Genomic DNA, 22,238 nt, shown 5'->3' with positions numbered 1-22,238 from the left:
AATGCGCCGCCGCAGAGAGTCTCATGAAGCCTTCCGTCGACCTGTTCACCCCCGCCTTCGGCCTCGGCAACCCCCACCTGCAAACCCTGTGGGGGCCGTTGTGGCGACCCACCACGCATATCGAACGCCAACGCGAACGCCTGTGGCTGGAAGACGGCGACTTCCTCGACCTCGATTGGCACGGCCCCCACGACGCGCATGCGCCTTTGGTGCTGGTACTGCACGGGCTGACCGGATCATCCAACTCGCCCTATGTAGCCGGCCTGCAAAAAGCCCTCGCCACTCAAGGCTGGGCGAGCGCGGCGCTCAACTGGCGCGGGTGTTCGGGGGAGCCGAACCTGCTGGCTCGCAGTTACCACTCCGGCGCCAGTGAAGACCTGGCGGCTGCGATTGCCCATCTGCGGGCCAAGCGACCGTTGGCGCCGCTGTATGCGGTGGGCTATTCGCTGGGCGGCAATGTGCTGCTCAAGCATTTGGGCGAAACCGGCGAGACCTCGGGGCTGCAAGGCGCGGCGGCGGTGTCGGTGCCGTTTCGCCTGGACCAGTGCGCGGACCGCATCGGCCTGGGCTTCTCGCGCATTTATCAGAAACACTTCATGCGTGAAATGCTGGCGTACATCCGGGTCAAGCAAAGCCGGTTTCTACAGGATGGCCAGGCAGACGGGCTTAAAACCCTGGAAGCCTTGGGCTCGCTGGAGAAGATGCGTACATTCTGGGATTTTGATGGCCGGGTGACTGCGCCACTGCATGGTTTCTTGAGTGCCGAGGACTACTACCGCCGCGCGTCGAGCCGCTATTACCTGAGTGGTATCCGCACGCCGACGCTGATCATCCACGCGGCTGATGATCCGTTTGTGTTTGCTCATAGCCTGCCTGAGGCGAGTGAGCTGTCGCAGAGCACTGAGTTTGAGCTGCTGGCCAAGGGTGGGCATGTGGGCTTTGTCGACGGGTCAATCAAGCGCCCGACTTACTACCTCGAGCGCCGCATTCCGCAGTGGTTACTGGCACAACACGGTTAACCGTGGGAGCTGGCCTGCCTGCGATGCAGACACCTCGGTGTATCAGTGATACCGAGGTGATGCTATCGCAGGCAAGCCAGCTCCCACATTTTGATTGGGTTTTCAGTCCGATATTTCAGTCGCCAGTCGCAATCGCCCGCGTTGGATCATTAATCCACTCACTCCACGACCCCGCATACAACTTGCCCAACGGATACCCCGCCAAACTCAGGGCGAACAAGTTGTGGCATGCCGTCACCCCCGAACCGCAATAGGCCACCAATTCCTCCGCCGAGCGGCCCTGCAATTGGGCGGCGAAGCGCTGCTTGAGCTGCTCTGCCGGCAGAAAGCGGCCGTCACTGCCCAGGTTTTCACTGAACGCCGCACATTGCGCACCGGGGATATGCCCGGCAATCGGGTCGATGGGCTCCACTTCGCCGCGAAAACGCGGCTGGGCGCGTGCATCGATCAGCGTCAATCCCGGCTGGCCCAGGCGTTTTTGCAGGTGTCCGGCGTCCAGAAGCAGGCGATTGTCCGGCGTACCGGCGAAGGTCCCTGGCTCAACGACCGGCGCATCCAGGCTCAACGGGAAGCCCGCGGCATGCCAGGCCTTGAGCCCACCATCGAGAATAAACACGCCATCACGCTTGCCCAGCCAGGCCAGCAACCACCAGGCCCTGGCGGCATAAGCGCCAGGGCCGTCGTCATACAGCACCACCTCGGTGTCGGCGCTGATGCCCCAGACCCGCAACTGCCCAACCAACGTATCCGCCGCCGGCAACGGATGGCGCCCGGTCACGCCCTTGATCACCGGCCCACTGAGGTGGCGCTCAAGATCAGCGTACTGCGCGCCCTCGATATGCCCTTCGGCATAGCTGCAGCGCCCATAATCCGGGTCTTTCAGGGCAAAACGGCAATCCAGGATCACCACCCCGCCCGCCTTCTGGCGTTCGGCCAGTTGCTGGGGGCTGATCAGTTGGGCAAGCGGCATGACGGACTCCTATGAACAGATTCGGGGAAAGGTCCTACTTCACTTCATCCAGTGCCTGATTCAACGGCACGTAAAATTCTTTGAACAATGCGTCCACCGCTTCTTTGGCCTGGGGCGTGACAAACCCGGCCTCCAGCACCAGCACCTGGTAGACCCCGCGCTTGATCGCCTCGGCGCTCAAATGCGTGGAGTTTTCATTGGTGGTGCACAAGAACCGTACCCAGGAGGTGAGAATAATCCAGGCATTGAGGGTCAAGGCCTCGGTTTGCACCGGGTCCATATCGAGAATGCCCGCATCCACGAACCCTTTGTAGATAGCGCCACCCTGGATCAGGCAGCGCTGGGAAAATCGCCGATAGCCGGTGGCCAGCTCCGGGTCGCTTTCCAGCAGATGTTCAAGGTCGCGGTGCAGGAAGCGGTAGCGCCACATGCCGGCCAGCACGGCTTGCAGGTAGAAGCGTTTGTCTTCGACGGTGACCGCGCGGCCCTGGGGCGGGCGCAGGAAGGTGTCCACCAGGACTTCGTATTCGCGAAACAGCACGGCGATGATCGCCTGCTTGTTGGGAAAGTGGTAGTACAGGTTGCCCGGCGAAATTTCCATGTGGGCGGCAATGTGGTTGGTGCTCACGCTGCGCTCGCCCTGCTGGTTAAACAGCTCCAGGCTGGTTTGCACAATGCGCTCGCTGGTCTTTACTCGTGGTGCCATAGGGGATCAGCTTCTGTACACGTGATGGAACATCTTACGGCCTATTCCGGTAGGGATAAATCCGCAGGCAAATGTAATGACATTTGACAAATTAGAGTAATGACTCTAAAAATCCAGGCAGACCTATAACAATCGGGAACGCCGCCATGTCTGCCAACGTTGCCTACCTGCAAGATGCCCAGGCGCTGGATCACCTCCAGGACCTGTTCGACACCCAACGTCGCGCCTACGCCGCTAACCCGATGCCGTCGGCCGCTCAGCGCCAGCAATGGCTCAAGGCCCTGCGCGATTTGCTCAGCGACGAGCGCCAGGCGCTCATCAACGCGATCAGCCAGGACTTCAGCCATCGCAGCGCCGATGAAACCCTGTTCGCTGAACTCATGCCCAGCCTGCATGGCATTCACTATGCCGGCAAACACCTCAAGGGCTGGATGAAACCTTCCCGGCGAGCGGTAGGCATCGCCTTCCAACCCGCTTCGGCCAAAGTCATCTACCAGCCCTTGGGCGTGGTTGGCGTGATCGTGCCCTGGAATTATCCGCTGTACCTGGCCATTGGCCCGCTGGTCGGCGCGCTGGCGGCGGGCAACCGGGTGATGCTCAAGCTCAGCGAATCCACCCCCGCCACCGGCGAGTTGCTCAAGACGCTGTTGGCGAAGATCTTCCCTCAAGACCTGGTGTGCGTGGTGCTCGGTGAAGCCGACGTCGGCATGGCCTTTTCCAGGTTGCCCTTCGACCACCTGCTGTTTACCGGCGCCACCAGCATTGGCAAGCAGGTGATGCGTGCCGCGGCCGAACACCTCACGCCGGTCACCCTGGAATTGGGTGGCAAGTCGCCCGCCATCGTTTCCGCCGATGTTCCGCTCAAGGACGCCGCCGAGCGCATCGCCTTCGGCAAAGCCTTGAACGCTGGCCAGACCTGCGTGGCACCGGACTACGTGCTGGTGCCGCAAGAGCGTGTCGAAGGTTTTGTCGAGGCATACTCCAAGGCTGTTCGCGGGTTTTATCCGACCCTGGCCGACAATCCGGACTACACCGCCATCATCAACGAACGCCAGCTTGCTCGGCTCAATGCCTACATCAAGGACGCCACCGACAAAGGCGCCACCTTGATTCCACTGTACGAGCAGGGCCAGGCACGGCGCATGGCTCACAGCCTGTTGCTGAATGTCAGCGACGACATGACCGTGATGCAGGACGAAATCTTCGGCCCTGTGCTGCCGATCGTGCCCTATCGCGGCATCGGCCAGGCTTTTGCCTACATCAACCAACGTCCGCGCCCGCTGGCCCTGTATTACTTCGGCTACAACAAGGGCGAGCAAAACCGCGTGCTCCACGAAACCCATTCCGGTGGCGTGTGCCTGAACGACACCTTGCTACACGTGGCTCAGGACGATATGCCATTCGGCGGCATCGGCCCGTCGGGCATGGGCCACTACCACGGCCATGAAGGTTTCCTCACTTTCAGCAAAGCCAAGGGCGTGCTGGTGAAACAACGCCTGAACGCGGCGAAACTGATCTACCCGCCCTACGGAAAATCCATTCAGAAGCTGATCCAGAAACTGTTCGTGCGCTGAAACCGCCACCACGGGATAACAATAACAATGAACCCCAGCCTGACTGAAACACCCACACTGTCGCGCCGCGGCGTCTTGAAAATCGGCCTGTGCGCCAGCGCCTTCCTGGCCACCGCCGGGCTTGGCGCCAGCCTCAGCGGCTGCTCCAGCAGCACCCCGGCGAGCGGCTTTGCCTTGTTGCGCAGCAGCGACCTGCCGTTCCTGCGCGCGGTAATCCCGGTATTGCTCGAAGGCGCGGCCAGCGCCCAGGACATCGCCAACGGGATTGAAGACACGCTTAAAAAGCTCGATTTCAGCCTTCAACGCCTGTCCCCGGAAATGTTCAAGCTCACCCAGCAGTTGTTCGATGTGCTCGGCATGGGCATCACTCGTGGGCCGCTGACCGGGATCTGGGGTAGTTGGGAAAACGCCAGCAGCGAGCAGATTCGAAACTTCCTGCACCGCTGGGAAAACAGCTACCTGAACCTGCTGCGCATGGGCCAGGGCTCGCTGCTCAAGCTGGTGATCATGGCCTGGTACTTCCAGCCGGCGGCGTGGGCCCATTGCGGCTATCCCGGGCCGCCGAAAATCTGAAATTGATAATTCATTCATATGTGGGAGCGGGCTTGCTCGCGAAAGCGCTGGGTCAGCCAATAAATTCTTCACTGATACACCGCTTTCGCGAGCAAGCCCGCTCCCACATTTGGGCCGCAACTACGTAGCCACTGACATCTATAACAACAAGAGCGCACTTTTATGCCCGTACCCGATCTGTTCCGCGACGGCATGGCCCGTGGCTGGAAAACCCACAATGGCGCCGCCCTCGACAACGACCTGACCCTGCAAGCCGATGTGGTCATTATCGGCAGCGGCGCGGGCGGCGGCACCACCGCTGAAATCCTCAGTGCAGCGGGCTATAAGGTGCTGCTGATCGAAGAAGGCCCGCTCAAGACCAGCAGTGATTTCAAGCTGCTGGAAGACGAGGCCTACACCAGCCTGTACCAGGAAGGTATCGGCCGCATGAGCAAGGATGGCGCGATTACTATTCTGCAGGGCCGAGCGGTGGGCGGCACTACGTTGATCAACTGGACGTCGAGCTTTCGCACCCCCGACGCTACCCTCGCCCACTGGGCCAGCGAATACGCGGTAAAGGGGCACAGCAGCACGGAAATGGCGCCCTGGTTCGAAAAAATGGAGCAGCGCCTGGGCATCGCGCCCTGGGCCCTGCCGCCCAACGCCAATAACGATGTGATCCGCAAAGGCTGCGAAAAGCTCGGTTACAGCTGGCATGTGATCCCGCGCAACGTGCGCGGCTGTTTCAACCTGGGTTACTGCGGCATGGGCTGCCCGGTCAACGCCAAGCAATCGATGCTGGTGACCACCATCCCGTCCACCCTGGAAAAAGGCGGTGAACTGCTCTATCTGGCGCGCGCCGAACGCCTCGTCTACAGCGGCGACACCATCAGCCGCCTGGAATGCGTGGCCATGGACAACCTGTGCGTGGCGCCGACCGGGCGCAAGATCACGGTCACCGCCAAGCACTACGTGCTCTCGGGCGGCGGTATCAACAGCCCCGCGTTGCTGATGCGCTCGAACGCGCCGGACCCGCACTCGCGGCTGGGCAAGCGCACCTTTCTGCACTTGGTGAATTTCTCTGCCGGGTTGTTCGATGAGGTCATCAACCCGTTCTACGGCGCGCCGCAATCGATCTATTCCGACCATTTCCAGTGGCAGGACGGCACCACCGGGAAAATGTCATACAAACTGGAAGCCCCGCCCTTGCACCCTGCGCTGGCCAGTACCTTGCTCGGTGGCTACGGCGACCAGAATGCCCTGGACATGAGCCAACTGCCCAATACCCACGCGATGCTGGCACTGCTGCGCGACGGCTTTCACCCCGACAGCCCGGGCGGCAGCGTGGAGCTGCGCGGCGACGGCACGCCGGTGCTCGACTACCCAGTGTCGGACTATGCCTGGGATGGACTGCGCCGTGCGTTCCGGAGCATGGCCGAGATCCAGTTCGCGGCGGGCGCCAAGTCGGTCAAGCCGCTGCACCATGATGCGCGCTACGTGAAAACCCTGGCCGAAGCGCGCAGCCTGATCGACGGCCTGAACCTGGAGCTGCACCGCACCTGCCTGGGCAGCGCCCATGTGATGGGCGGTTGCGCCATGGGCGAAGACCCGAAAAACGCAGTGGCCGACAGCCTCGGTCGCCATCACCAGTTGCGCAACCTGTCGATCCACGACGGCTCGCTCTTCCCCACCAGCATTGGCGCCAACCCGCAATTATCGGTGTATGGAATGTGCGCCCAACTGGCGACAGCATTGGCCGAACGTCTGAAAACGGCATGAAAAAACCCATAATTCGGCGTAGGTATCTACATAAGTCGACTTGGCCGACCGGGGTGGCTGCGATACCATCCGGTTCCCCAACGGACTCCGCCAGGACGACGCGATGAACCGAGTGTTGTACCCAGGAACCTTCGACCCGATTACCAAAGGCCATGGCGATCTGGTCGAACGTGCTTCTCGCTTGTTCGACCATGTGATCATCGCGGTCGCGGCCAGCCCCAAGAAAAACCCGCTGTTTCCCCTGGAACAGCGCGTGGAGCTGGCGCGTGAGGTCACCAAACACCTGCCCAACGTGGAAGTGGTGGGTTTTGCCACGCTGCTGGCGCATTTCGCCAAAGAGCAGAACGCCAATGTGTTCCTGCGCGGCCTGCGTGCGGTGTCGGACTTCGAATACGAATTCCAGCTGGCCAACATGAACCGCCAACTGGCGCCGGACGTCGAAAGCCTGTTCCTCACGCCGTCGGAGCGTTATTCGTTCATTTCCTCGACGTTGGTTCGCGAAATCGCCGCTTTGGGCGGAGATATCACCAAGTTCGTGCATCCGGCCGTGGCGGACGCGCTGACCTTGCGCTTCAAGAAGTAAGACCGCTCGATCGGCGCCTGCTCGCGCTGCGGGCGCCAATGCGGCACAATTGCGCGCATTAGTTTTCAGATGCCTTGGCTGACTGCCCTGGCAGGAGTTTCCATGTCCCTGATCATCACCGACGATTGCATCAATTGCGACGTCTGCGAACCCGAGTGCCCGAACGCCGCGATTTCACAAGGCGAAGAGATCTACGTGATCGACCCCAACCTGTGCACCCAGTGTGTCGGCCATTATGACGAGCCCCAGTGCCAGCAGGTGTGCCCGGTGGATTGCATTCCGTTGGACGAAGCCCGTCCGGAGACCGAAGAGCAGTTGATGGAGAAGTACCGGAAAATTACCGGTAAGGCTTGAGGTTCTTCGGCGCCTGCAAGGGCCTCTTCGCGAGCAAGCCCGCTCCCACAGTTGACCGAGTTCCAATATGAGAATGCGGTCAACATGTGGGAGCGGGCTTGCTCGCGAAAGCGATAGCAGCCCTCACACAGTGGTCAGCGCTGACACCTGGGGCAAAACACACTCGCCCGCTGCCCCAGCACCACATTGCGCAATTCGGTCCCGCAGACCTTGCACGCCTCACCCACCCGACCATAGACGAACAGTTCCTGCTGGAAATACCCCGGCTGCCCGTCGCCACCGATAAAGTCACGCAACGTGGTGCCACCGCGCTCGATAGCCGCGGCCAGGATGCGCTTGATCTCGATCGCCAGCTTCAAGTAACGAGCCCGCGAAATTCCGCCGGCCTCGCGACGCGGATCAATCCCTGCTGCGAACAACGCCTCGGTCGCATAGATATTGCCCACGCCCACCACCACCGCGTTGTCCATGACGAACGGCTTCACCGCCATCGACCGCCCACGGGACAACTGGAACAAGCGCTCGCCGTCAAACAGGTCAGTCAGCGGCTCCGGCCCCAGGCGGATCAGCAGGGCGTGGTTGTGCGGGTCCTGGCTCCACAGCATTGCGCCGAAACGCCGAGGGTCGGTGTAACGCAGCGCCAGACCGGATTCGAGTTCGATATCCACATGTTCATGTTTGGCCGCCGGCATGCCGGCCTCAACCAGGCGCAGGTTGCCCGACATGCCCAAGTGGCTGATCAGGGTGCCCACTTCGGCATTGATCAGCAGGTACTTGGCCCGCCGCTCCACCAGCACGATGCGCTGCCCGGACAGGCGCGCATCCAGGTCGTCCGGGATCGGCCAGCGCAGGCGTCGTTCACGCACCACCACACGGCTGACGCGCTGGCCTTCCAGGTGCGGTGCAATACCGCGCCGGGTGGTTTCGACTTCGGGTAACTCAGGCATGTGTACCTCGTGAGGGATGGGTCAGCGCGCGCCCAGTTCGCGGATCGACAACTTCATGCTCTCGAAGTCGTAGTCCGACAGGCCCACGTAGTCCAGCACCAGATGGCCGACGGCGTTCCACTCGTGATCGACGGACTGGTTGCCCAGCACCCTGTACGAGGAGCAAATGTGCTCAGCCATTTTCAGGATCGCCAGCAGGTTCTTGAGCTGCGGGTTGCGCGACGACTCATCGCTGAAAATCGCCAGGGCGTTGTGATGGTTGGCGATGGCATCGGTCACATGCTCCGGCAGGCGCCAGGACTTGGCGGTGTAATAACCCACCACGGCATGATTGGTGTTGAACGCGTTGTTCTCGGTGTCCACTACGCGGCAGTCGGGGCCTGCACTGGCATAGGCCTGTTCCAGCACCGCCATGTAGTCGGGAAAGCGCTTGAGCATGAGCGGCACGCCGCAATCGTGGAACAGGCCCAATGCATAGGCCTCGTCCACCGCCTGGGCGCCGGTGCGCTTGGCAAGGGTGAGGCAAGTCATGGCCACATCCTGGGCGGTGTCCCAGAAGCGGTTGAGCGTGACGATGGTGTCGTCGCTCATCTCACCCTTGATCGACAGGGCGTTGATCAGGTTGATGATCGAGCGGCTGCCCAGCAAGTTAACTGCCCGCTGGATCGAGGCGATCTTGTTGCTCAGCCCGTAGTAGGACGAGTTGACGATCTTCAGCAATGCGCCGGAAAGGCCGGGATCCTGGGAGATCAACCGCGCGATGACTTCCAGGTCCGGATCGGGCATGTACTGCTCCATCTGCAAATCCACCATGATTTGCGGTTGGGGCGGCACGCTGATGCCTTGCAGGGCCTGTTGGATCTGTTCGGCTGAAAGCTCTGGGGACATAGGTAGATACTCTGGGCTAGGCGGGGATTCTACCTCGTATGACGACTGGGTAGGCATCCAAATACCTGATTGAAACGCGACCCCATGTGGGAGCGGGCTTGCTCGCGAATGCAGAGTGTCAGTCGATACATATGTCGCTGATACACCGCTTTCGCGAGCAAGCCCGCTCCCACATGTCCGGCGGCGCCGCCAATTCCTACACAACGCGCTATAATCCCGCTCTTTTTTCCGGAGCGACGTCATGTCCCTGCCAAGCCTGCGCCTCAAAGCCAATGCCGATCGTCGTTTGCGCAACGGCCACCTGTGGGTCTACAGCAACGAAATCGACGTGGCGGCCACCCCGCTTCACGGCTTCCAGGCAGGCGACCAGGCTATCCTGGAAGCGGCCGGCGGCAAGACCCTGGGCATCGTGGCCATGAGCCCGAACAACCTGATCTGCGCCCGCCTGCTGTCGCGCGACATCAAGCTGCCGCTGGACAAGTCGCTGCTGGTGCACCGCCTCAACGTCGCCCTGTCCTTGCGTGACCGCCTGTTCGACAAGCCGTTCTACCGCCTGGTCTACGGCGATTCCGACCTGTTGCCAGGCCTGGTGGTCGACCGTTTCGGCGATATCCTGGTGGTTCAGATCGCCTCGGCGACCATGGAAGCCCACAAGGAAGACGTGATCGCCGCGCTGACCCAAGTGCTCAAGCCGAGCGGCATCCTGTTCAAGAACGACTCCGCCGCGCGCGACGCCGAAGGCCTCAACCGCTACGTCGAAACCGTATTCGGCCTGGTGCCGGAGTGGGTCGCGCTGGAAGAAAACGGCGTGAAATTCGAAGCGCCGGTGATCCAGGGCCAGAAAACCGGCTGGTTCTACGACCACCGCATGAACCGCGCCCGCCTGGCCCCGTATGCCAAAGGCAAGCGCGTGCTTGACCTGTACAGCTACATCGGCGGCTGGGGCGTGCAAGCCGCCGCTTTCGGCGCCAGTGAAGTGTTTTGCGTCGACGCCTCCGCCTTTGCCCTCGATGGCGTGGAGCGCAACGCCGCGCTGAACGGCGTGGCCGAGAAGATGACTTGCATCGAAGGCGACGTGTTCGAAGCCCTCAAGGAGCTCAAAGCCAGCGAAGAACGCTTCGACGTGATCGTCGCCGACCCACCGGCCTTCATCAAACGCAAGAAAGACATGAAGAACGGCGAAGGCGCCTACCGCCGCCTCAACGAGCAAGCCATGCGCCTGCTCAGCAAGGACGGCATCCTCGTCAGCGCTTCGTGCTCCATGCACCTGCCGGAAGACGACCTGCAAAACATCCTGCTGACCAGCGCCCGCCACCTGGATCGCAATATCCAGATGCTGGAGCGCGGCGGCCAGGGTCCGGATCATCCGGTGCATCCGGCGATTGTCGAGACGCGCTATATCAAGAGCATTACGTGCCGGTTGCTGCCTAATAGCTAAGACTACGTTGTAGGAGCGAGCTTGCTCGCGAAGATCGCCAACCATAACGCAGCGCTGTCAGGTAAATCCGAGTCGTCTGTGCATTCTTCGCGAGCAAGCTCGCTCCTACAACCAGATCGCGTCCCACAGTGGGTACTGGCCGATATGCTCGACCAAACCCGCTCGCAGAGGATTGGCAACAATGTAGCGAGCCATGGCCTTCATATCATCCTCCCGACGCAGCGCTCGGTCGAAGTAGCCCTTTTGCCAAAGCGTTCCGAAGGACTGCCTTGCCTGGTTGATGGCACGCGCACTTCGCGATTTGGTTATTTGCATGAGTCTGGGCAAATCGCCGTTATGCAACTCCACCAGCCAGTGGAAGTGGTCGGGCATGACCACCCAGCCTCGCCGTCTTCCTGAGCCCTTCTGAACTCGCGGACAAGCAAGCGACCGATGCGCCAATCTTGAAAGATGAGTTGCCGTTGATGTGTTACAGCCGTCAGCAAGTAAATACGGCCCGATTCTGAATAGCGTCCTGTACGCAATCGATGCGCATTTTGCTGGGTGGACATTCCTTCGTCCTCTTCTGTGGTTGAAGAGAAACGGTAGGAGCCTCCAACGTTTAGTGACGTTTAAACAGTAGTCGAGATATTTCTGGGACCTTGTAGGAGCGAGCTTACTCGCGAAGATCGCCAACGATAACGCAGTACTATCGGTAACACGCGCCGTCTATACGTTTTTCGCGAGCAAGCTCGCTCCTACAGGAAGACGGTGTAGAATCGGCCCTATTCATCGCCAGTCATCCCCCGGCGGGTTTATGAGCTCGAGGCCCAAGCAAGCGGCGATCCCGCGATGCGAGTGGCAACTTCCGGACACACGGCCATTTTTCGAGTGTTCCAGTCGTCAATTAGAAGCTCACTCCCCTTTAGTACTTGATTAGCCGCCCGGAGTGCTCCAATGCCTGATTACCGCTCGAAAACATCCACCCACGGCCGCAACATGGCCGGCGCGCGCGCATTGTGGCGCGCCACGGGGATGAAGGATGACGACTTCAAGAAGCCGATCATCGCGATTGCCAACTCGTTCACCCAGTTCGTACCCGGCCACGTCCACCTCAAGGACCTGGGCCAACTGGTCGCCCGCGAGATCGAACGCGCCGGCGGCGTGGCCAAGGAGTTCAACACCATCGCCGTGGATGACGGCATCGCCATGGGCCATGACGGCATGCTGTATTCCCTGCCGAGCCGCGAGATCATCGCCGACTCCGTGGAGTACATGGTCAACGCCCACTGCGCCGACGCCATCGTGTGCATTTCCAACTGCGACAAGATCACCCCCGGCATGCTAATGGCCGCCCTGCGCCTGAACATCCCGGTGATCTTCGTCTCCGGCGGCCCGATGGAAGCCGGCAAAACCAAGCTGGCCTCCCACGGCCTCGACCTGGTCGACGCCATGGTGATCGCCGCCGATTCCAGCGCGTCTGACGAGAAAGTCGCGGAATACGAGCGCAGCGCTTGCCCGACGTGCGGCTCGTGCTCCGGCATGTTCACCGCCAACTCGATGAACTGCCTGGTGGAAGCCCTGGGCCTGGCCTTGCCGGGCAACGGTTCGACACTGGCGACCCACAGCGACCGCGAACAGCTGTTCCTGCAGGCTGGCCGCACCATCGTCGAGCTGTGCAAGCGTTACTACACCGAGAACGATGACTCGGTACTGCCGCGCAACATCGCCAACTTCAAGGCGTTCGAAAACGCCATGACCCTGGACATCGCCATGGGCGGTTCCACCAACACCATCCTGCACTTGCTCGCCGCGGCCCAGGAAGCCGAGATCGATTTCGACCTGCGCGACATCGACCGCCTGTCCCGTCATGTGCCGCAACTGTGCAAGGTCGCGCCAAACATCCAGAAGTACCACATGGAAGACGTGCACCGCGCCGGCGGGATCTTCTCGATCCTCGGTTCCCTGGCCCGTGGCGGCCTGTTGCACACCGACCTGCCGACCGTGCACAGCACGTCCCTCGCCGAAGGCATCGCCAAGTGGGACATCACCCAGACTGACGACGAAGCCGTGCACACCTTCTTCAAGGCAGGCCCGGCCGGCATCCCGACCCAGACGGCATTCAGCCAGTCGACCCGTTGGGACACCCTGGACGACGACCGTGAAAACGGCTGCATCCGCAGTGTCGAGCACGCCTACTCCCAGGAAGGCGGCCTGGCCGTGCTGTACGGCAACATCGCCCTCGACGGCTGCGTGGTCAAAACCGCCGGTGTGGATGAGTCCATCCATGTCTTCGAAGGCCGCGCCAAGATCTACGAAAGCCAGGACAGCTCGGTACGCGGCATCCTCGCCGACGAAGTCAAAGAAGGCGACATCGTGATCATCCGCTACGAAGGCCCCAAAGGCGGCCCGGGTATGCAGGAGATGCTCTACCCCACGTCCTACCTGAAGTCCAAAGGCCTGGGCAAAGCCTGCGCGCTGCTGACCGACGGCCGTTTCTCCGGCGGCACCTCGGGCCTGTCCATCGGCCACGCTTCGCCGGAAGCCGCTGCCGGCGGCGCGATTGGCCTGGTGCAGGATGGCGACAAGGTACTGATCGACATTCCGAACCGCTCGATCAACCTGTTGATCAGCGATGAAGAACTGGCGGCACGCCGGGTCGAGCAGGATAAGAAGGGTTGGAAGCCGGTTGAAAAACGTCCGCGTAAAGTGACGACCGCGCTGAAAGCTTATGCGCTGTTGGCGACCAGTGCCGATAAAGGCGCTGTGCGTAACAAGTCGATGCTGGACGGCCTGTAAACGTCGCCCATAAAAATGCCCCGCCTGGTGCGGGGCATTTTTTTTGCCTGCTCAAAATTTCCAAGATAATGGAAATCCAATGTGGGAGCGGGCTTGCTCGCGAAAGCGGTGGGTCAGTCGATATTTATGGTGACTGACACTCAGCATTCGCGATCAAGCCCGCTCCCACATTTTAACGGGGTACATCCGTGGTTACTGGATCTCCTCTGGCTTGACGATCACCCAGTTCTTATCCGCCGTCACCGCCAGCCCTTCCTTGGCCTGCGCCGCCGCGTGCTTGGCGATCATGCCGTTAAGCTGCGTCATGTATTTATCCTTGCGGTTGATCCACAAATGGATGCCGCCTTTGGCCACGTCCACATCGTGAAACAGCATGTAGCCATCGCTGGTCGGGGTATCGCCACCGACCAGTACCGGTTTTTTCCATTCATCGATGTAGGTCAGGATCGCCGCGTGCTTGCCGGCCATCCAGGTCGCCGGAGTCCATAGGTAGGGCGTGAGTTCCAGACCGAGGTTGGCCTGCTCGTCATACTTGCCGGCGGTGATCTGTTTACGCGCGGTGGTCAGCTCGCCGGTCTTGCGGTCCTTGAGTAAGGTGGTCACGCCAATCACGTTCTGGGGCTTGACGTTGTAGCCATACTTCGGATCGGCGGCGACCATGCGCACCAGCTCTTCCGAGGCCGCGGTCATCACGTACACCTCGATGCCATTTTCCATCAGCTTGTTGTACAGCTCGGCCTGGCCGGTGAAGACTTTTGGCGGTTGCACCTCAGACTTTTTCACCACGTCGCCTTCGAAGTAGCTGACCGGCACGGGCTTGCCGGACGCCATCAGCTCATCGACCTGCACCTTGAGCTCCTTGAGCGTAAAACCCGAGAATACTTGGGCGACCCACGGGTAGCAGACCATGTCGTCCACTTCGCAGAGGCGATAGTAGTAACTGAACAGGCTCTCCTTATGGTCGGCGGTGTCTTTGAACGGCATCAGCTTGAGCGACGGGTCAAGGCTGTCGCGGGTGATCAGGCCTTTGTTTTCCATGTAGGGCAACAGCGACTCTTCCAGGTCGTAGCGGTAGCTGGTGTTGTCCATGTCGAACACCGCAAAGTTACCCTTGTTGGCGTTGGCGGCGATCATTTCGTTCAGTTGCTTGGCGGCAGGCGCGGGCCAATGTTTCAACTCGGTGGCGGCGAACGCCTGGCTGGCGAGTCCCAGGCAAAGTGCGGCGGCGAGTAGTTTCGGCACGAGCTTCATAGGCGTTGTCTCCCTGAGTGAAAGACACCGACGCTAACAAATCCCTGTGACAGTTACCGCCCCAGCGCGACCGCTTGCGTCGTGATCGCGCCAGCGGCATGTGCCTGAGCGCCAAATGCTTATTCCAAAAACGACAGTCGCCATTCCATATTGGTATTAAATCATTATATTTCAAGATGTTAGGCTCCCCGGTTCGCAATCGCAGGCCCACGCGATTGGCTGCCCTCTCAACGGAGCTTCAATGAATCTGCCCCTGATTCTCAACTTATTGGTGTTCGTGGCCCTGTTGCTGGGCTTGGCACAAACCCGTCGCACGAACTGGAGCCTGGCCAAGAAGGTGCTATTCGCCCTCGTCCTGGGCGTGGTGTTCGGTGCGATTCTGCACACGATCTACGGCGACGGCCATCCGGTGCTCAAAGCCTCCATCGGCTGGTTCGACCTGGTGGGTAACGGCTACGTCCAACTGCTGCAGATGATCGTGATTCCGCTGGTGTTCGCCTCGATCCTCAGTGCCGTGGCGCGCCTGCATAACGCCTCGTCACTGGGCAAGATCAGCTTCCTGACCATCGGCACGCTGCTGTTCACCACCGCCATCGCGGCGCTGATCGGCATCGCCCTGACCAACCTGTTCGGCCTTACGGCCGAGGGCCTGGTAGCCGGTACTCAGGAAATGGCGCGCCTGCAAGTGATCCAGAGCGATTACGCCGGCAAGGTGGCCAACCTGAATGTCCCGCAACTGCTGCTGTCGTTCGTGCCGGCCAACCCGTTCGCCGACCTGGCGCGCGCCAAGCCGACCTCGATCATCAGCGTGGTGATTTTCGCTGCCTTCCTGGGAGTTGCCGCGCTGCAACTGCTCAAGGATGACGTGGAAAAAGGCCAGAAAGTCCTTAACGCCATCGACACCCTGCAAGCCTGGGTGATGCGCCTGGTGCGCCTGGTGATGAAGCTGACGCCCTACGGTGTGCTGGCGCTGATGACCAAAGTTGTCGCCGGCTCCAACCTGCAGGACATCATCAAGCTCGGCAGTTTTGTGGTGGTGTCTTACCTGGCCCTGGGCCTGATGTTCATGGTGCACGGCCTGCTTCTGTCCCTGGCCGGGATCAACCCGCTGCGCTTTTTCCGCAAGGTGTGGCCGGTGCTGACCTTTGCTTTCACCAGCCGCTCCAGCGCGGCGGCGATCCCGCTGAGCATCGAAGCGCAGACCCGCCGCCTGGGCATCCCGCAATCCATCGCCGGGTTTGCCGCCTCGTTTGGCGCTACGATTGGCCAGAACGGCTGCGCCGGTCTGTACCCTGCGATGTTGGCAGTGATGGTCGCCCCGACGGTGGGCATCAACCCGCTGGACCCGCTGTGGATCGCGACCCTGGTGGCGATAGTGACCCTGAGTTCGGCAGGCGTTGCCGGCGTGGGCGGCGGCGCAACCTTCGCTGCGTTGATCGTGCTGCCGGCCATGGGCCTGCCGGTGTCGCTGGTGGCCCTGCTGATTTCCGTAGAGCCGCTGATCGACATGGGCCGCACAGCGTTGAACGTCAACGGCTCGATGACGGCCGGGGCGATTACCAGCCAGGTCATGGGGCAGACGGATAAAGCGTTGCTGGATGCCGATGAGCATGCCGAATTAGCGCAGGCCTGACGAAATCAGCCAGCAGGGACCTTTGCTCCCTGCTAGCTCAATCGATCACCAGCCTTTCGGTAAGCTTCTTCACGCTCACGCTTGTCGACGGCAACGATAAATACCGTGATCTCCTGTTCAATCACTTGATACACCAACCGGTAACCGCTGCTGCGAAGCTTGATCTTGTAGCAATCGGGCAAACCGTGCAGACGGCTGGCTTCGATGCGTGGATTGATCAAAACCTCGGCCAGCTTCTTTTTAAACTGTTGGCGAACGGTATCGCCGAGTTTGTGCCATTCCTTTAAAGCACGTGCATCGAAATCAAGTTCATAGGTCATCCAGGGAGACCTTCACCCGTTGAGGCGCAGACAGCCGTTCCCGAACTGTTGCCAACAATGCCTCATCGTCTTCGGTCATGAGAACAGGCTTGAACGGTAACTGGCCGCGTTCTGCCACATACTGCAAGGCTTGACGCATTAATTCCGATGGGGTGACGCCGAGCTTTTCCAACTCGTGATAAGCACGAGCCTTAAGGTCGTCGTCGATACGTACGTTGATAGAGGCCATTGGGCAGCCCTCACTGTAAAGACATTGGTCATTACAGTGGCGCATAAAGGTTCCTTTTGCAAGCCTGACTAATCGGGTGCCAGTCAGGCCTTTTATGATCGTTCCCACGCTCCGCGTGGTAATGCAGCCCTGGACGCTCTGCGTCCGCTCTTGAGAGCGGGACGCGGAGCGTCCCAAGAGGCGTTCCCACGCGGAGCGTGGGGACGATCTTAGCCGCGTTCCCACACTTCGAAGTTGTACGCTGGCTTATCGCCTTCAGCTGGGTTCTCCAGATTTGAAACCAGCTTCCACTGGCTCCGATCAAACTCGGGAAACCACGCATCCCCTTCCGGGCTCAACGCGACCCGCGTCAAATACAGGCGATCCGCGTGTTCCAGCCCCTGCGCATACAACTGCGCACCGCCGATCAACATCAACTCGTCCACGCCCTGCTCCAACGCCCAGGCCTCGGCGCGCTGCACGGCCGCATCCAGTGACGGAAAAACTTGCGCACCTTCCAGCACCAGGTCGGTCTGACGGCTGACCACCAGGTTCAAGCGCCCCGGCAACGCTCGGCCCAGGGAATCCCAGGTCTTGCGCCCCATGATGATCGGCTTGCCGAGCGTGGTGGCCTTGAAATATTTGAAATCCCCCGGCAAATGCCAGGGCATGCTGTTGTCGACGCCGATCACGCGGTTTTCACCGAGGGCTGCGATCAGGCTGAGAGGGAGAGTTTTTTTCATGGTGACGAGAATACCAGAGCCACGACCCAGCGGTTATGCTCCAACCTCATTGACTCAACAGGAAGGCGCGTGACTGCACTGACTCCCTTGCACACACTCTGGCTGACAGAAACCGTGCGCCTGCGTGAAGAGCACGCCGGGCCCCTTGAAGACCTGGAAGCCAACCGCCTGGCCCGCACGGCCGGCGGTGACTTGCCCACGCGCATCCAGCACCGCGCCCTGCACCTGGCCGAGCGCGACGGGCTGACAGGCGCCCTCACCCGCTGGCTGCAAGGCGCGCGCCTGGCGCTGGTGCTGCTGGCGATCGTCGCGCTGATCAGCGGCGCCGGACTGGCCTTTGCCGCGATGGGCAATGGCCTGACGCCAGTGAACGTGTTCTGGGCCTTGGGCAGCCTGCTCGGTTTGAATCTGCTCCTGTTGATCAGTTGGGCCCTGGGCCTGCTGTTTGCCGGCGAACACAGCGCCAGCCTCGGGCGCCTGTGGCTGTGGCTCAGCGAAAAACTCGCGCGTGACGCCAAGGCCGCGCAACTGGCCCCGGCGCTGTTACTGCTGTTGCAGCGCCAAAAACTCAATCGCTGGGCGGTGGGCGTGCTGGTCAACAGCTTGTGGCTGCTGGCGCTGCTCAGCGCCATGGTGATTCTTCTTACGCTGCTTGCTACCCGCCGCTACGGCTTCGTGTGGGAAACCACCATTCTTGGCGCCGACACCTTCGTCGCCGTGACCCAGGCGCTCGGCACCCTGCCGGCGTTGCTGGGCTTGAACGTGCCGACCGTCGACATGATCCGCGCCAGCGGCGATTCCGCGCTGAACATCGAGAGCGCCCGCCAGGCATGGGCCGCCTGGTTGGTCGGCGTGCTGCTGGTGTATGGCGTGCTGCCGCGCCTGATCCTCGCCCTGCTGTGCCTGTGGCGCTGGAAACGCGGGCGCGCCGCCCTGCGCCTGGACCTGAACCTGCCCGGCTACAGCCAACTGCGCGAACGCCTGATGCCGAGCAGTGAACGCCTGGGCGTCAACGATGCCGCGCCGCAACAACTGCATCAGGTCAGCGGTGGCGTCAACGAACTGGAAAGCGACGGCGCCCTGGTGGTCGCCATCGAACTGGACGACCAGCACACCTGGCCGCCCAAACTGCCCGCCGGCGTAAAAAACGCCGGCATCCTGGACAGCCGCGAATCACGCCACACACTGCTGGAACAACTGACGCGCTTCCCGCCCGCGCGCCTGGCCATCGCCTGCGACCCGCGCCGCTCGCCGGATCGCGGCAGCCTGGCGCTGATCGCCGAACTCGCGCGCAGCGCCACCGCCACCCGCGTATGGCTGCTGCAAGCGCCGCCGGGCCAGGCGCTGGACGCCGAGAGGCTGGGCGATTGGCACGCCGCGCTGCAACAACTGGAACTGCCCTTCGCCGATTGCGCGCCGCTGAACTGGCTGGAGACCGGTCATGACTAAACCGCTGAAGCTCGCCGTGGTCGGCCACACTAATGTGGGCAAGACTTCGCTGTTGCGCACGCTGACCCGTGATGTCGGCTTCGGCGAGGTGTCCCATCGCCCCAGCACCACGCGGCATGTCGAAGGCGCGCGGTTATCGGTGGAGGGCGAAGCCTTATTGGAGCTGTACGACACGCCCGGCCTGGAAGACGCCATCGCCCTGCTCGATTATCTGGAGCGCCTCGACCGCCCCGGCGAACGCCTCGACGGTCCGGCTCGCCTGGCGCGCTTCCTCGAGGGCAGCGAAGCACGCCAGCGTTTCGAACAGGAAGCCAAGGTGCTGCGCCAACTGCTGGCGTCCGACGCGGGGCTGTACGTGATCGACGCCCGCGAGCCGGTGCTGGCCAAGTACCGCGATGAGCTGCAAGTGCTGGCCAGCTGCGGCAAGCCGTTGCTGCCGGTGCTCAACTTCGTCAGCAGCAACGACCACCGCGAGCCCGACTGGCGCGAAGCCCTGGCGCGCCTGGGCCTGCATGCGCTGGTGCGCTTCGACAGCGTGGCGCCGCCGGAAGACGGCGAGCGGCGGCTGTATGAAAGCCTCGCGCTGCTGCTGGAAACTGCGCGGCCGCAATTGGAGCGCTTGATTCTGGACCAAGAAGCGCAGCGCCAGGCCCGTCAGCAAAGCGCTGCACGGCTGATCGCGGAACTGCTGATCGACTGCGCCGCATGCCGACGCAGCGTGGTCACCGAAGATGAACCGCAAGCCATCGGCGACCTGCGCAAAGCCGTGCGCCAACGTGAACAAAAGTGTGTCGAAGCGCTGCTCAAGCTGTTCGGCTTCCGCCCCCAGGACGCCGCCGCCAGTGACTTGCCGCTGTTGGACGGGCGCTGGGGCGATGACCTGTTCAACCCCGAAACCCTCAAGCAGCTTGGCGTGCGCGTCGGTGGCGGGATCGCCGCTGGCGCGGCGGCGGGTGCCGGCGTGGACTTACTGGTGGGTGGGCTGACCCTGGGCGCCGCTGCCCTGGCCGGCGCGATTGCCGGTGGCGCGCTGCAAACCGCGCGCAGCTACGGCGGGCGCCTGCTGGGCAAGATCAAGGGCCAGCGCGAACTGACCGTCGACGACAGCGTTTTGCGCCTGCTCGCCCTGCGCCAACGCCAGTTGCTCAAGGCCCTGAATCTGCGCGGGCATGCGGCGATGCACAGCATCAAGGTCGACACGCCCCAGGACAAGACCTGGCGCGAAGGCAAGTTGCCCGATGCCTTGCACAAAGCCCGCGCCCATCCGCAATGGTCGTCCCTCAACCCTCACGCCAAGCTGAGCCAGGCCGAGCGTCAGGAACAGGTCGAAGCCCTGGCCCGGCGCCTGGACGAAACCTAAGCCGCCAGCACCTGCCGAGCCTTGGCCTTGAGCAGTTCAAGGTCGAGCACAGGCACGTGCATCTCCTTCGCCTGCTCGTCCCAATGGCGCAGGCGCAAGCTGACCGCATAGAGCGGGTCCTGTTCGAAGGCCCGAGCCTCTTCGGCGCTCATCACTGCGCCTTGATAAGCCAGGGTGCGACGGCTGGCTTCGCTCAGGCGAGCGTAGTAGTCCGGCTGGCTGAAGGTGAGGTAGCGCTTGGCCTGCACGTGGTACTCCACCAGTCTGGCCAGGCGTTCGCTGAACCCTGCATGACGCAAATAATCCGCGCCCAGACGCTCATGGCTGACCACGCCGTAACCGCCCATGTTTTCGCCGCCCTGCCCGCATAAATGCCCGATGTCGTGAAAAAACGCCGCCAGTATCACTTCGTCATCAACGCCCTCGGCCATGGCCAACTGCGCAGCTTGGGACATGTGTTCGATCTGCGACACCGGCTCGCCGATGTAATCGGCCGCGCCGTGCCGCTCGTACAAGCCGAAGACGTCGGCAATCGCCTGTTCCGGGTTCATCATGCAGTGCCCCACAAAGCGCGGATGTTTCGCTCGGCCAGTGCCGGCCCTACGCTCATGCCCACGCCGGTGTGCATTAATGCCGCGCTCACGCCGGGCGCTGCCCGCAGGAACGAAAACGGCCCCGGCCCGCGCGAGCCGTAAACACCCTGCCAACGCTCCACCACCTGAACCGCGCAGCCGAGGGTCTGCTCAGCCAGTTCGATCATCCAGTCATCGACCTGTTCGGCGTTGAAGGGCGACGCATCGCTGCCGTAATCATGGGAGTCGCCGATGATCAGCTCGCCATGGGGCGTCGGGCTGATCAACAGGTGAATGCCGTGTTCCTGCAGGTGCGGTGCCTCACGCAGGATCTGCGCCTGTACCTGCGCCGCTTCCGGCAGGTCGGCAAAAGCGCCGTAATGCACGCAACTCAGGCCGGTGAGCAGGGCGTGTTGCAGGTTCAGGTTCACCGCCGGCCGCGCGCGCAGCATTTGCAGGCGGCAGACACTCGGCTTGAGCTCCGCGAGCACTTCAGCCAGGAGGGTTTGATAGTCGTGGCCGGAGCAGACGATGATCTGCCCGCCGCGAAAACTTCCCGCCGTGCTGTGCACCTGGCCCGGTTCGACGTCGCGCACCAGGGTGGAGAAGTGAAATTCGACGTTCAGCTCAGTGCGCAGGTAATTAATCAACGCCGGGATAGCTTCGCGGGAATACAGCTGCTGATCGTCCTTGCCATGCAGCGCGGCGCGGTGATGGCGGAACTGGCCGCTATACAGGGCCTTCATTGCCGGACCTTGCAGCAGGTCGACGTTGTAGCCGTGTTCTTTCGCACGACCGCTGCAAAAAGCTTCCAGTAAGTGCTCTTCCGCTTCGGTCCGGGCAAACAGGTACGAACCGTTGCGCTTGAGCTGCAGGCCCGCGACCTGGGCCCAATGGCCCCAGATGTCACGGCTTTCTCGTGCCAGGTCTAGCATCGGCCCCGGTGGTTGGCCGGTCACCAGTGCCTGACCGAAGTTGCGTACCGAGGCGCCAAGCGGTGTGGCGCTGCGTTCGAAGACTTTGACCTTGAGGCCGCGTTTGGCGGCGGCGTAGGCGTGGGACAAGCCGAGGATGCCGGCGCCTATGATCAGCAGGTCGCTGTGGTGGGTCATGA

21 protein-coding genes and 1 pseudogene are annotated in these 22,238 nt (G+C 61.8%); 11 read left to right on the top strand and 11 right to left on the bottom strand.

What is annotated here, in order from left to right; translation table 11 throughout:
• Positions 1-23 precede the first annotated feature (23 nt).
• Complete coding sequence (locus tag ACLH0H_RS10755; RefSeq protein ID WP_411381981.1) at positions 24-1,019, top strand: hydrolase; 996 nt, start codon at positions 24-26, stop codon at positions 1,017-1,019.
• A gap of 115 nt (positions 1,020-1,134) precedes the next feature.
• Here the strand turns inward: ACLH0H_RS10755 and ACLH0H_RS10750 are convergent, their stop codons facing one another.
• Positions 1,135-1,989 (bottom strand): sulfurtransferase, encoded by an 855-nt coding sequence (locus ACLH0H_RS10750; RefSeq protein WP_411381980.1) that lies wholly within the window; start codon positions 1,987-1,989, stop codon positions 1,135-1,137.
• Positions 1,990-2,023: 34 nt separating this feature from the next.
• Positions 2,024-2,695 (bottom strand): TetR/AcrR family transcriptional regulator, encoded by a 672-nt coding sequence (locus tag ACLH0H_RS10745; protein WP_411381979.1) that lies wholly within the window; start codon positions 2,693-2,695, stop codon positions 2,024-2,026.
• A 146-nt stretch (positions 2,696-2,841) separates the two neighbouring features.
• On the opposite strand from ACLH0H_RS10745, the gene ACLH0H_RS10740 reads away from it, so the two are divergent.
• The 5 genes from ACLH0H_RS10740 to ACLH0H_RS10720 all read left to right on the top strand — a co-directional run bounded on the left by ACLH0H_RS10740 (position 2,842) and on the right by ACLH0H_RS10720 (position 7,537).
• Positions 2,842-4,269: a coniferyl aldehyde dehydrogenase gene (locus ACLH0H_RS10740; protein WP_411381978.1), complete on the top strand. Its 1,428-nt coding sequence runs from the start codon at positions 2,842-2,844 to the stop codon at positions 4,267-4,269.
• A 27-nt stretch (positions 4,270-4,296) separates the two neighbouring features.
• Positions 4,297-4,842: a twin-arginine translocation pathway signal protein gene (locus ACLH0H_RS10735; protein ID WP_411381977.1), complete on the top strand. Its 546-nt coding sequence runs from the start codon at positions 4,297-4,299 to the stop codon at positions 4,840-4,842.
• Positions 4,843-5,004: 162 nt separating this feature from the next.
• Positions 5,005-6,600, top strand: coding sequence for a GMC family oxidoreductase N-terminal domain-containing protein (locus ACLH0H_RS10730; protein WP_411381976.1), 1,596 nt, complete (start codon positions 5,005-5,007; stop codon positions 6,598-6,600).
• Between the two features lie 103 nt (positions 6,601-6,703).
• A complete protein-coding gene (coaD, locus tag ACLH0H_RS10725) occupies positions 6,704-7,183 on the top strand; it encodes a pantetheine-phosphate adenylyltransferase (protein ID WP_049711086.1) in 480 nt (159 codons plus the stop codon).
• A gap of 102 nt (positions 7,184-7,285) precedes the next feature.
• Positions 7,286-7,537, top strand: a complete 252-nt coding sequence (locus tag ACLH0H_RS10720; RefSeq protein WP_057723493.1) for a YfhL family 4Fe-4S dicluster ferredoxin — start codon at positions 7,286-7,288, stop codon at positions 7,535-7,537.
• A 134-nt stretch (positions 7,538-7,671) separates the two neighbouring features.
• Here ACLH0H_RS10720 and mutM read toward each other — a convergent pair whose 3' ends face one another.
• Together mutM and ACLH0H_RS10710 are read right to left on the bottom strand one after the other, a co-directional pair.
• Positions 7,672-8,484, bottom strand: coding sequence for a bifunctional DNA-formamidopyrimidine glycosylase/DNA-(apurinic or apyrimidinic site) lyase (gene mutM / locus ACLH0H_RS10715; protein WP_411381975.1), 813 nt, complete (start codon positions 8,482-8,484; stop codon positions 7,672-7,674).
• A gap of 21 nt (positions 8,485-8,505) precedes the next feature.
• Positions 8,506-9,318, bottom strand: coding sequence for an HDOD domain-containing protein (locus ACLH0H_RS10710; protein WP_197678489.1), 813 nt, complete (start codon positions 9,316-9,318; stop codon positions 8,506-8,508).
• Between the two features lie 295 nt (positions 9,319-9,613).
• Between ACLH0H_RS10710 and ACLH0H_RS10705 the strand changes: the two genes are divergently transcribed.
• Complete coding sequence (locus tag ACLH0H_RS10705; RefSeq protein WP_015886370.1) at positions 9,614-10,810, top strand: class I SAM-dependent rRNA methyltransferase; 1,197 nt, start codon at positions 9,614-9,616, stop codon at positions 10,808-10,810.
• A 105-nt stretch (positions 10,811-10,915) separates the two neighbouring features.
• Here ACLH0H_RS10705 and ACLH0H_RS10700 read toward each other — a convergent pair.
• Positions 10,916-11,361: pseudogene (locus tag ACLH0H_RS10700) on the bottom strand (REP-associated tyrosine transposase).
• A gap of 385 nt (positions 11,362-11,746) precedes the next feature.
• Here ACLH0H_RS10700 and ilvD point away from each other — a divergent pair.
• Complete coding sequence (gene ilvD / locus ACLH0H_RS10695) at positions 11,747-13,588, top strand: dihydroxy-acid dehydratase (protein WP_411381974.1); 1,842 nt, start codon at positions 11,747-11,749, stop codon at positions 13,586-13,588.
• Between the two features lie 192 nt (positions 13,589-13,780).
• Here ilvD and ACLH0H_RS10690 read toward each other — a convergent pair whose 3' ends face one another.
• Positions 13,781-14,839: a haloacid dehalogenase-like hydrolase gene (locus tag ACLH0H_RS10690; RefSeq protein WP_411381973.1), complete on the bottom strand. Its 1,059-nt coding sequence runs from the start codon at positions 14,837-14,839 to the stop codon at positions 13,781-13,783.
• A 241-nt stretch (positions 14,840-15,080) separates the two neighbouring features.
• On the opposite strand from ACLH0H_RS10690, the gene ACLH0H_RS10685 reads away from it, so the two are divergent.
• Positions 15,081-16,472: an L-cystine transporter gene (locus ACLH0H_RS10685; protein ID WP_411381972.1), complete on the top strand. Its 1,392-nt coding sequence runs from the start codon at positions 15,081-15,083 to the stop codon at positions 16,470-16,472.
• Between the two features lie 32 nt (positions 16,473-16,504).
• Here the strand turns inward: ACLH0H_RS10685 and ACLH0H_RS10680 are convergent, their stop codons facing one another.
• The 3 genes from ACLH0H_RS10680 to ACLH0H_RS10670 all read right to left on the bottom strand — a co-directional run bounded on the left by ACLH0H_RS10680 (position 16,505) and on the right by ACLH0H_RS10670 (position 17,743).
• Positions 16,505-16,792 (bottom strand): type II toxin-antitoxin system RelE family toxin, encoded by a 288-nt coding sequence (locus ACLH0H_RS10680; protein WP_411381971.1) that lies wholly within the window; start codon positions 16,790-16,792, stop codon positions 16,505-16,507.
• Positions 16,782-17,021 carry a type II toxin-antitoxin system RelB/DinJ family antitoxin gene (locus tag ACLH0H_RS10675; protein WP_003176725.1) on the bottom strand — a complete coding sequence of 80 codons (240 nt, stop codon included), beginning with the start codon at positions 17,019-17,021 and terminating at the stop codon, positions 16,782-16,784. The genes ACLH0H_RS10680 and ACLH0H_RS10675 overlap by 11 nt, the downstream gene beginning before the upstream one ends.
• A 209-nt stretch (positions 17,022-17,230) precedes the next feature.
• Positions 17,231-17,743 carry a dihydrofolate reductase gene (locus tag ACLH0H_RS10670; protein WP_411381970.1) on the bottom strand — a complete coding sequence of 171 codons (513 nt, stop codon included), beginning with the start codon at positions 17,741-17,743 and terminating at the stop codon, positions 17,231-17,233.
• 69 nt (positions 17,744-17,812) lie between these two features.
• Here ACLH0H_RS10670 and ACLH0H_RS10665 point away from each other — a divergent pair, with 69 nt between their 5' ends.
• Positions 17,813-19,192, top strand: a complete 1,380-nt coding sequence (locus ACLH0H_RS10665) for a DUF2868 domain-containing protein (RefSeq protein WP_411381969.1) — start codon at positions 17,813-17,815, stop codon at positions 19,190-19,192.
• Positions 19,185-20,552, top strand: coding sequence for a DUF3482 domain-containing protein (locus tag ACLH0H_RS10660; RefSeq protein WP_411381968.1), 1,368 nt, complete (start codon positions 19,185-19,187; stop codon positions 20,550-20,552). The genes ACLH0H_RS10665 and ACLH0H_RS10660 overlap by 8 nt, the downstream gene beginning before the upstream one ends.
• Here ACLH0H_RS10660 and ACLH0H_RS10655 read toward each other — a convergent pair.
• Together ACLH0H_RS10655 and ACLH0H_RS10650 are read right to left on the bottom strand one after the other, a co-directional pair.
• Complete coding sequence (locus ACLH0H_RS10655) at positions 20,549-21,103, bottom strand: phosphonate degradation HD-domain oxygenase (RefSeq protein WP_411382399.1); 555 nt, start codon at positions 21,101-21,103, stop codon at positions 20,549-20,551. The two genes, ACLH0H_RS10660 and ACLH0H_RS10655, sit on opposite strands and share 4 nt — an antisense overlap.
• On the bottom strand, positions 21,103-22,236 hold the full coding sequence (locus ACLH0H_RS10650) for a TIGR03364 family FAD-dependent oxidoreductase (RefSeq protein ID WP_411381967.1): 1,134 nt from the start codon (positions 22,234-22,236) through the stop codon (positions 21,103-21,105). Before ACLH0H_RS10650 ends, ACLH0H_RS10655 begins: the two co-directional genes overlap by 1 nt.
• Positions 22,237-22,238 lie beyond the last annotated feature (2 nt).

The sequence above is a fragment of the Pseudomonas sp. MPB26 genome (genome assembly GCF_046605355.1).
GTDB lineage: Bacteria > Pseudomonadota > Gammaproteobacteria > Pseudomonadales > Pseudomonadaceae > Aquipseudomonas > Aquipseudomonas cedrina.
This window is presented reverse-complemented; position numbering and strand designations above follow the sequence as displayed.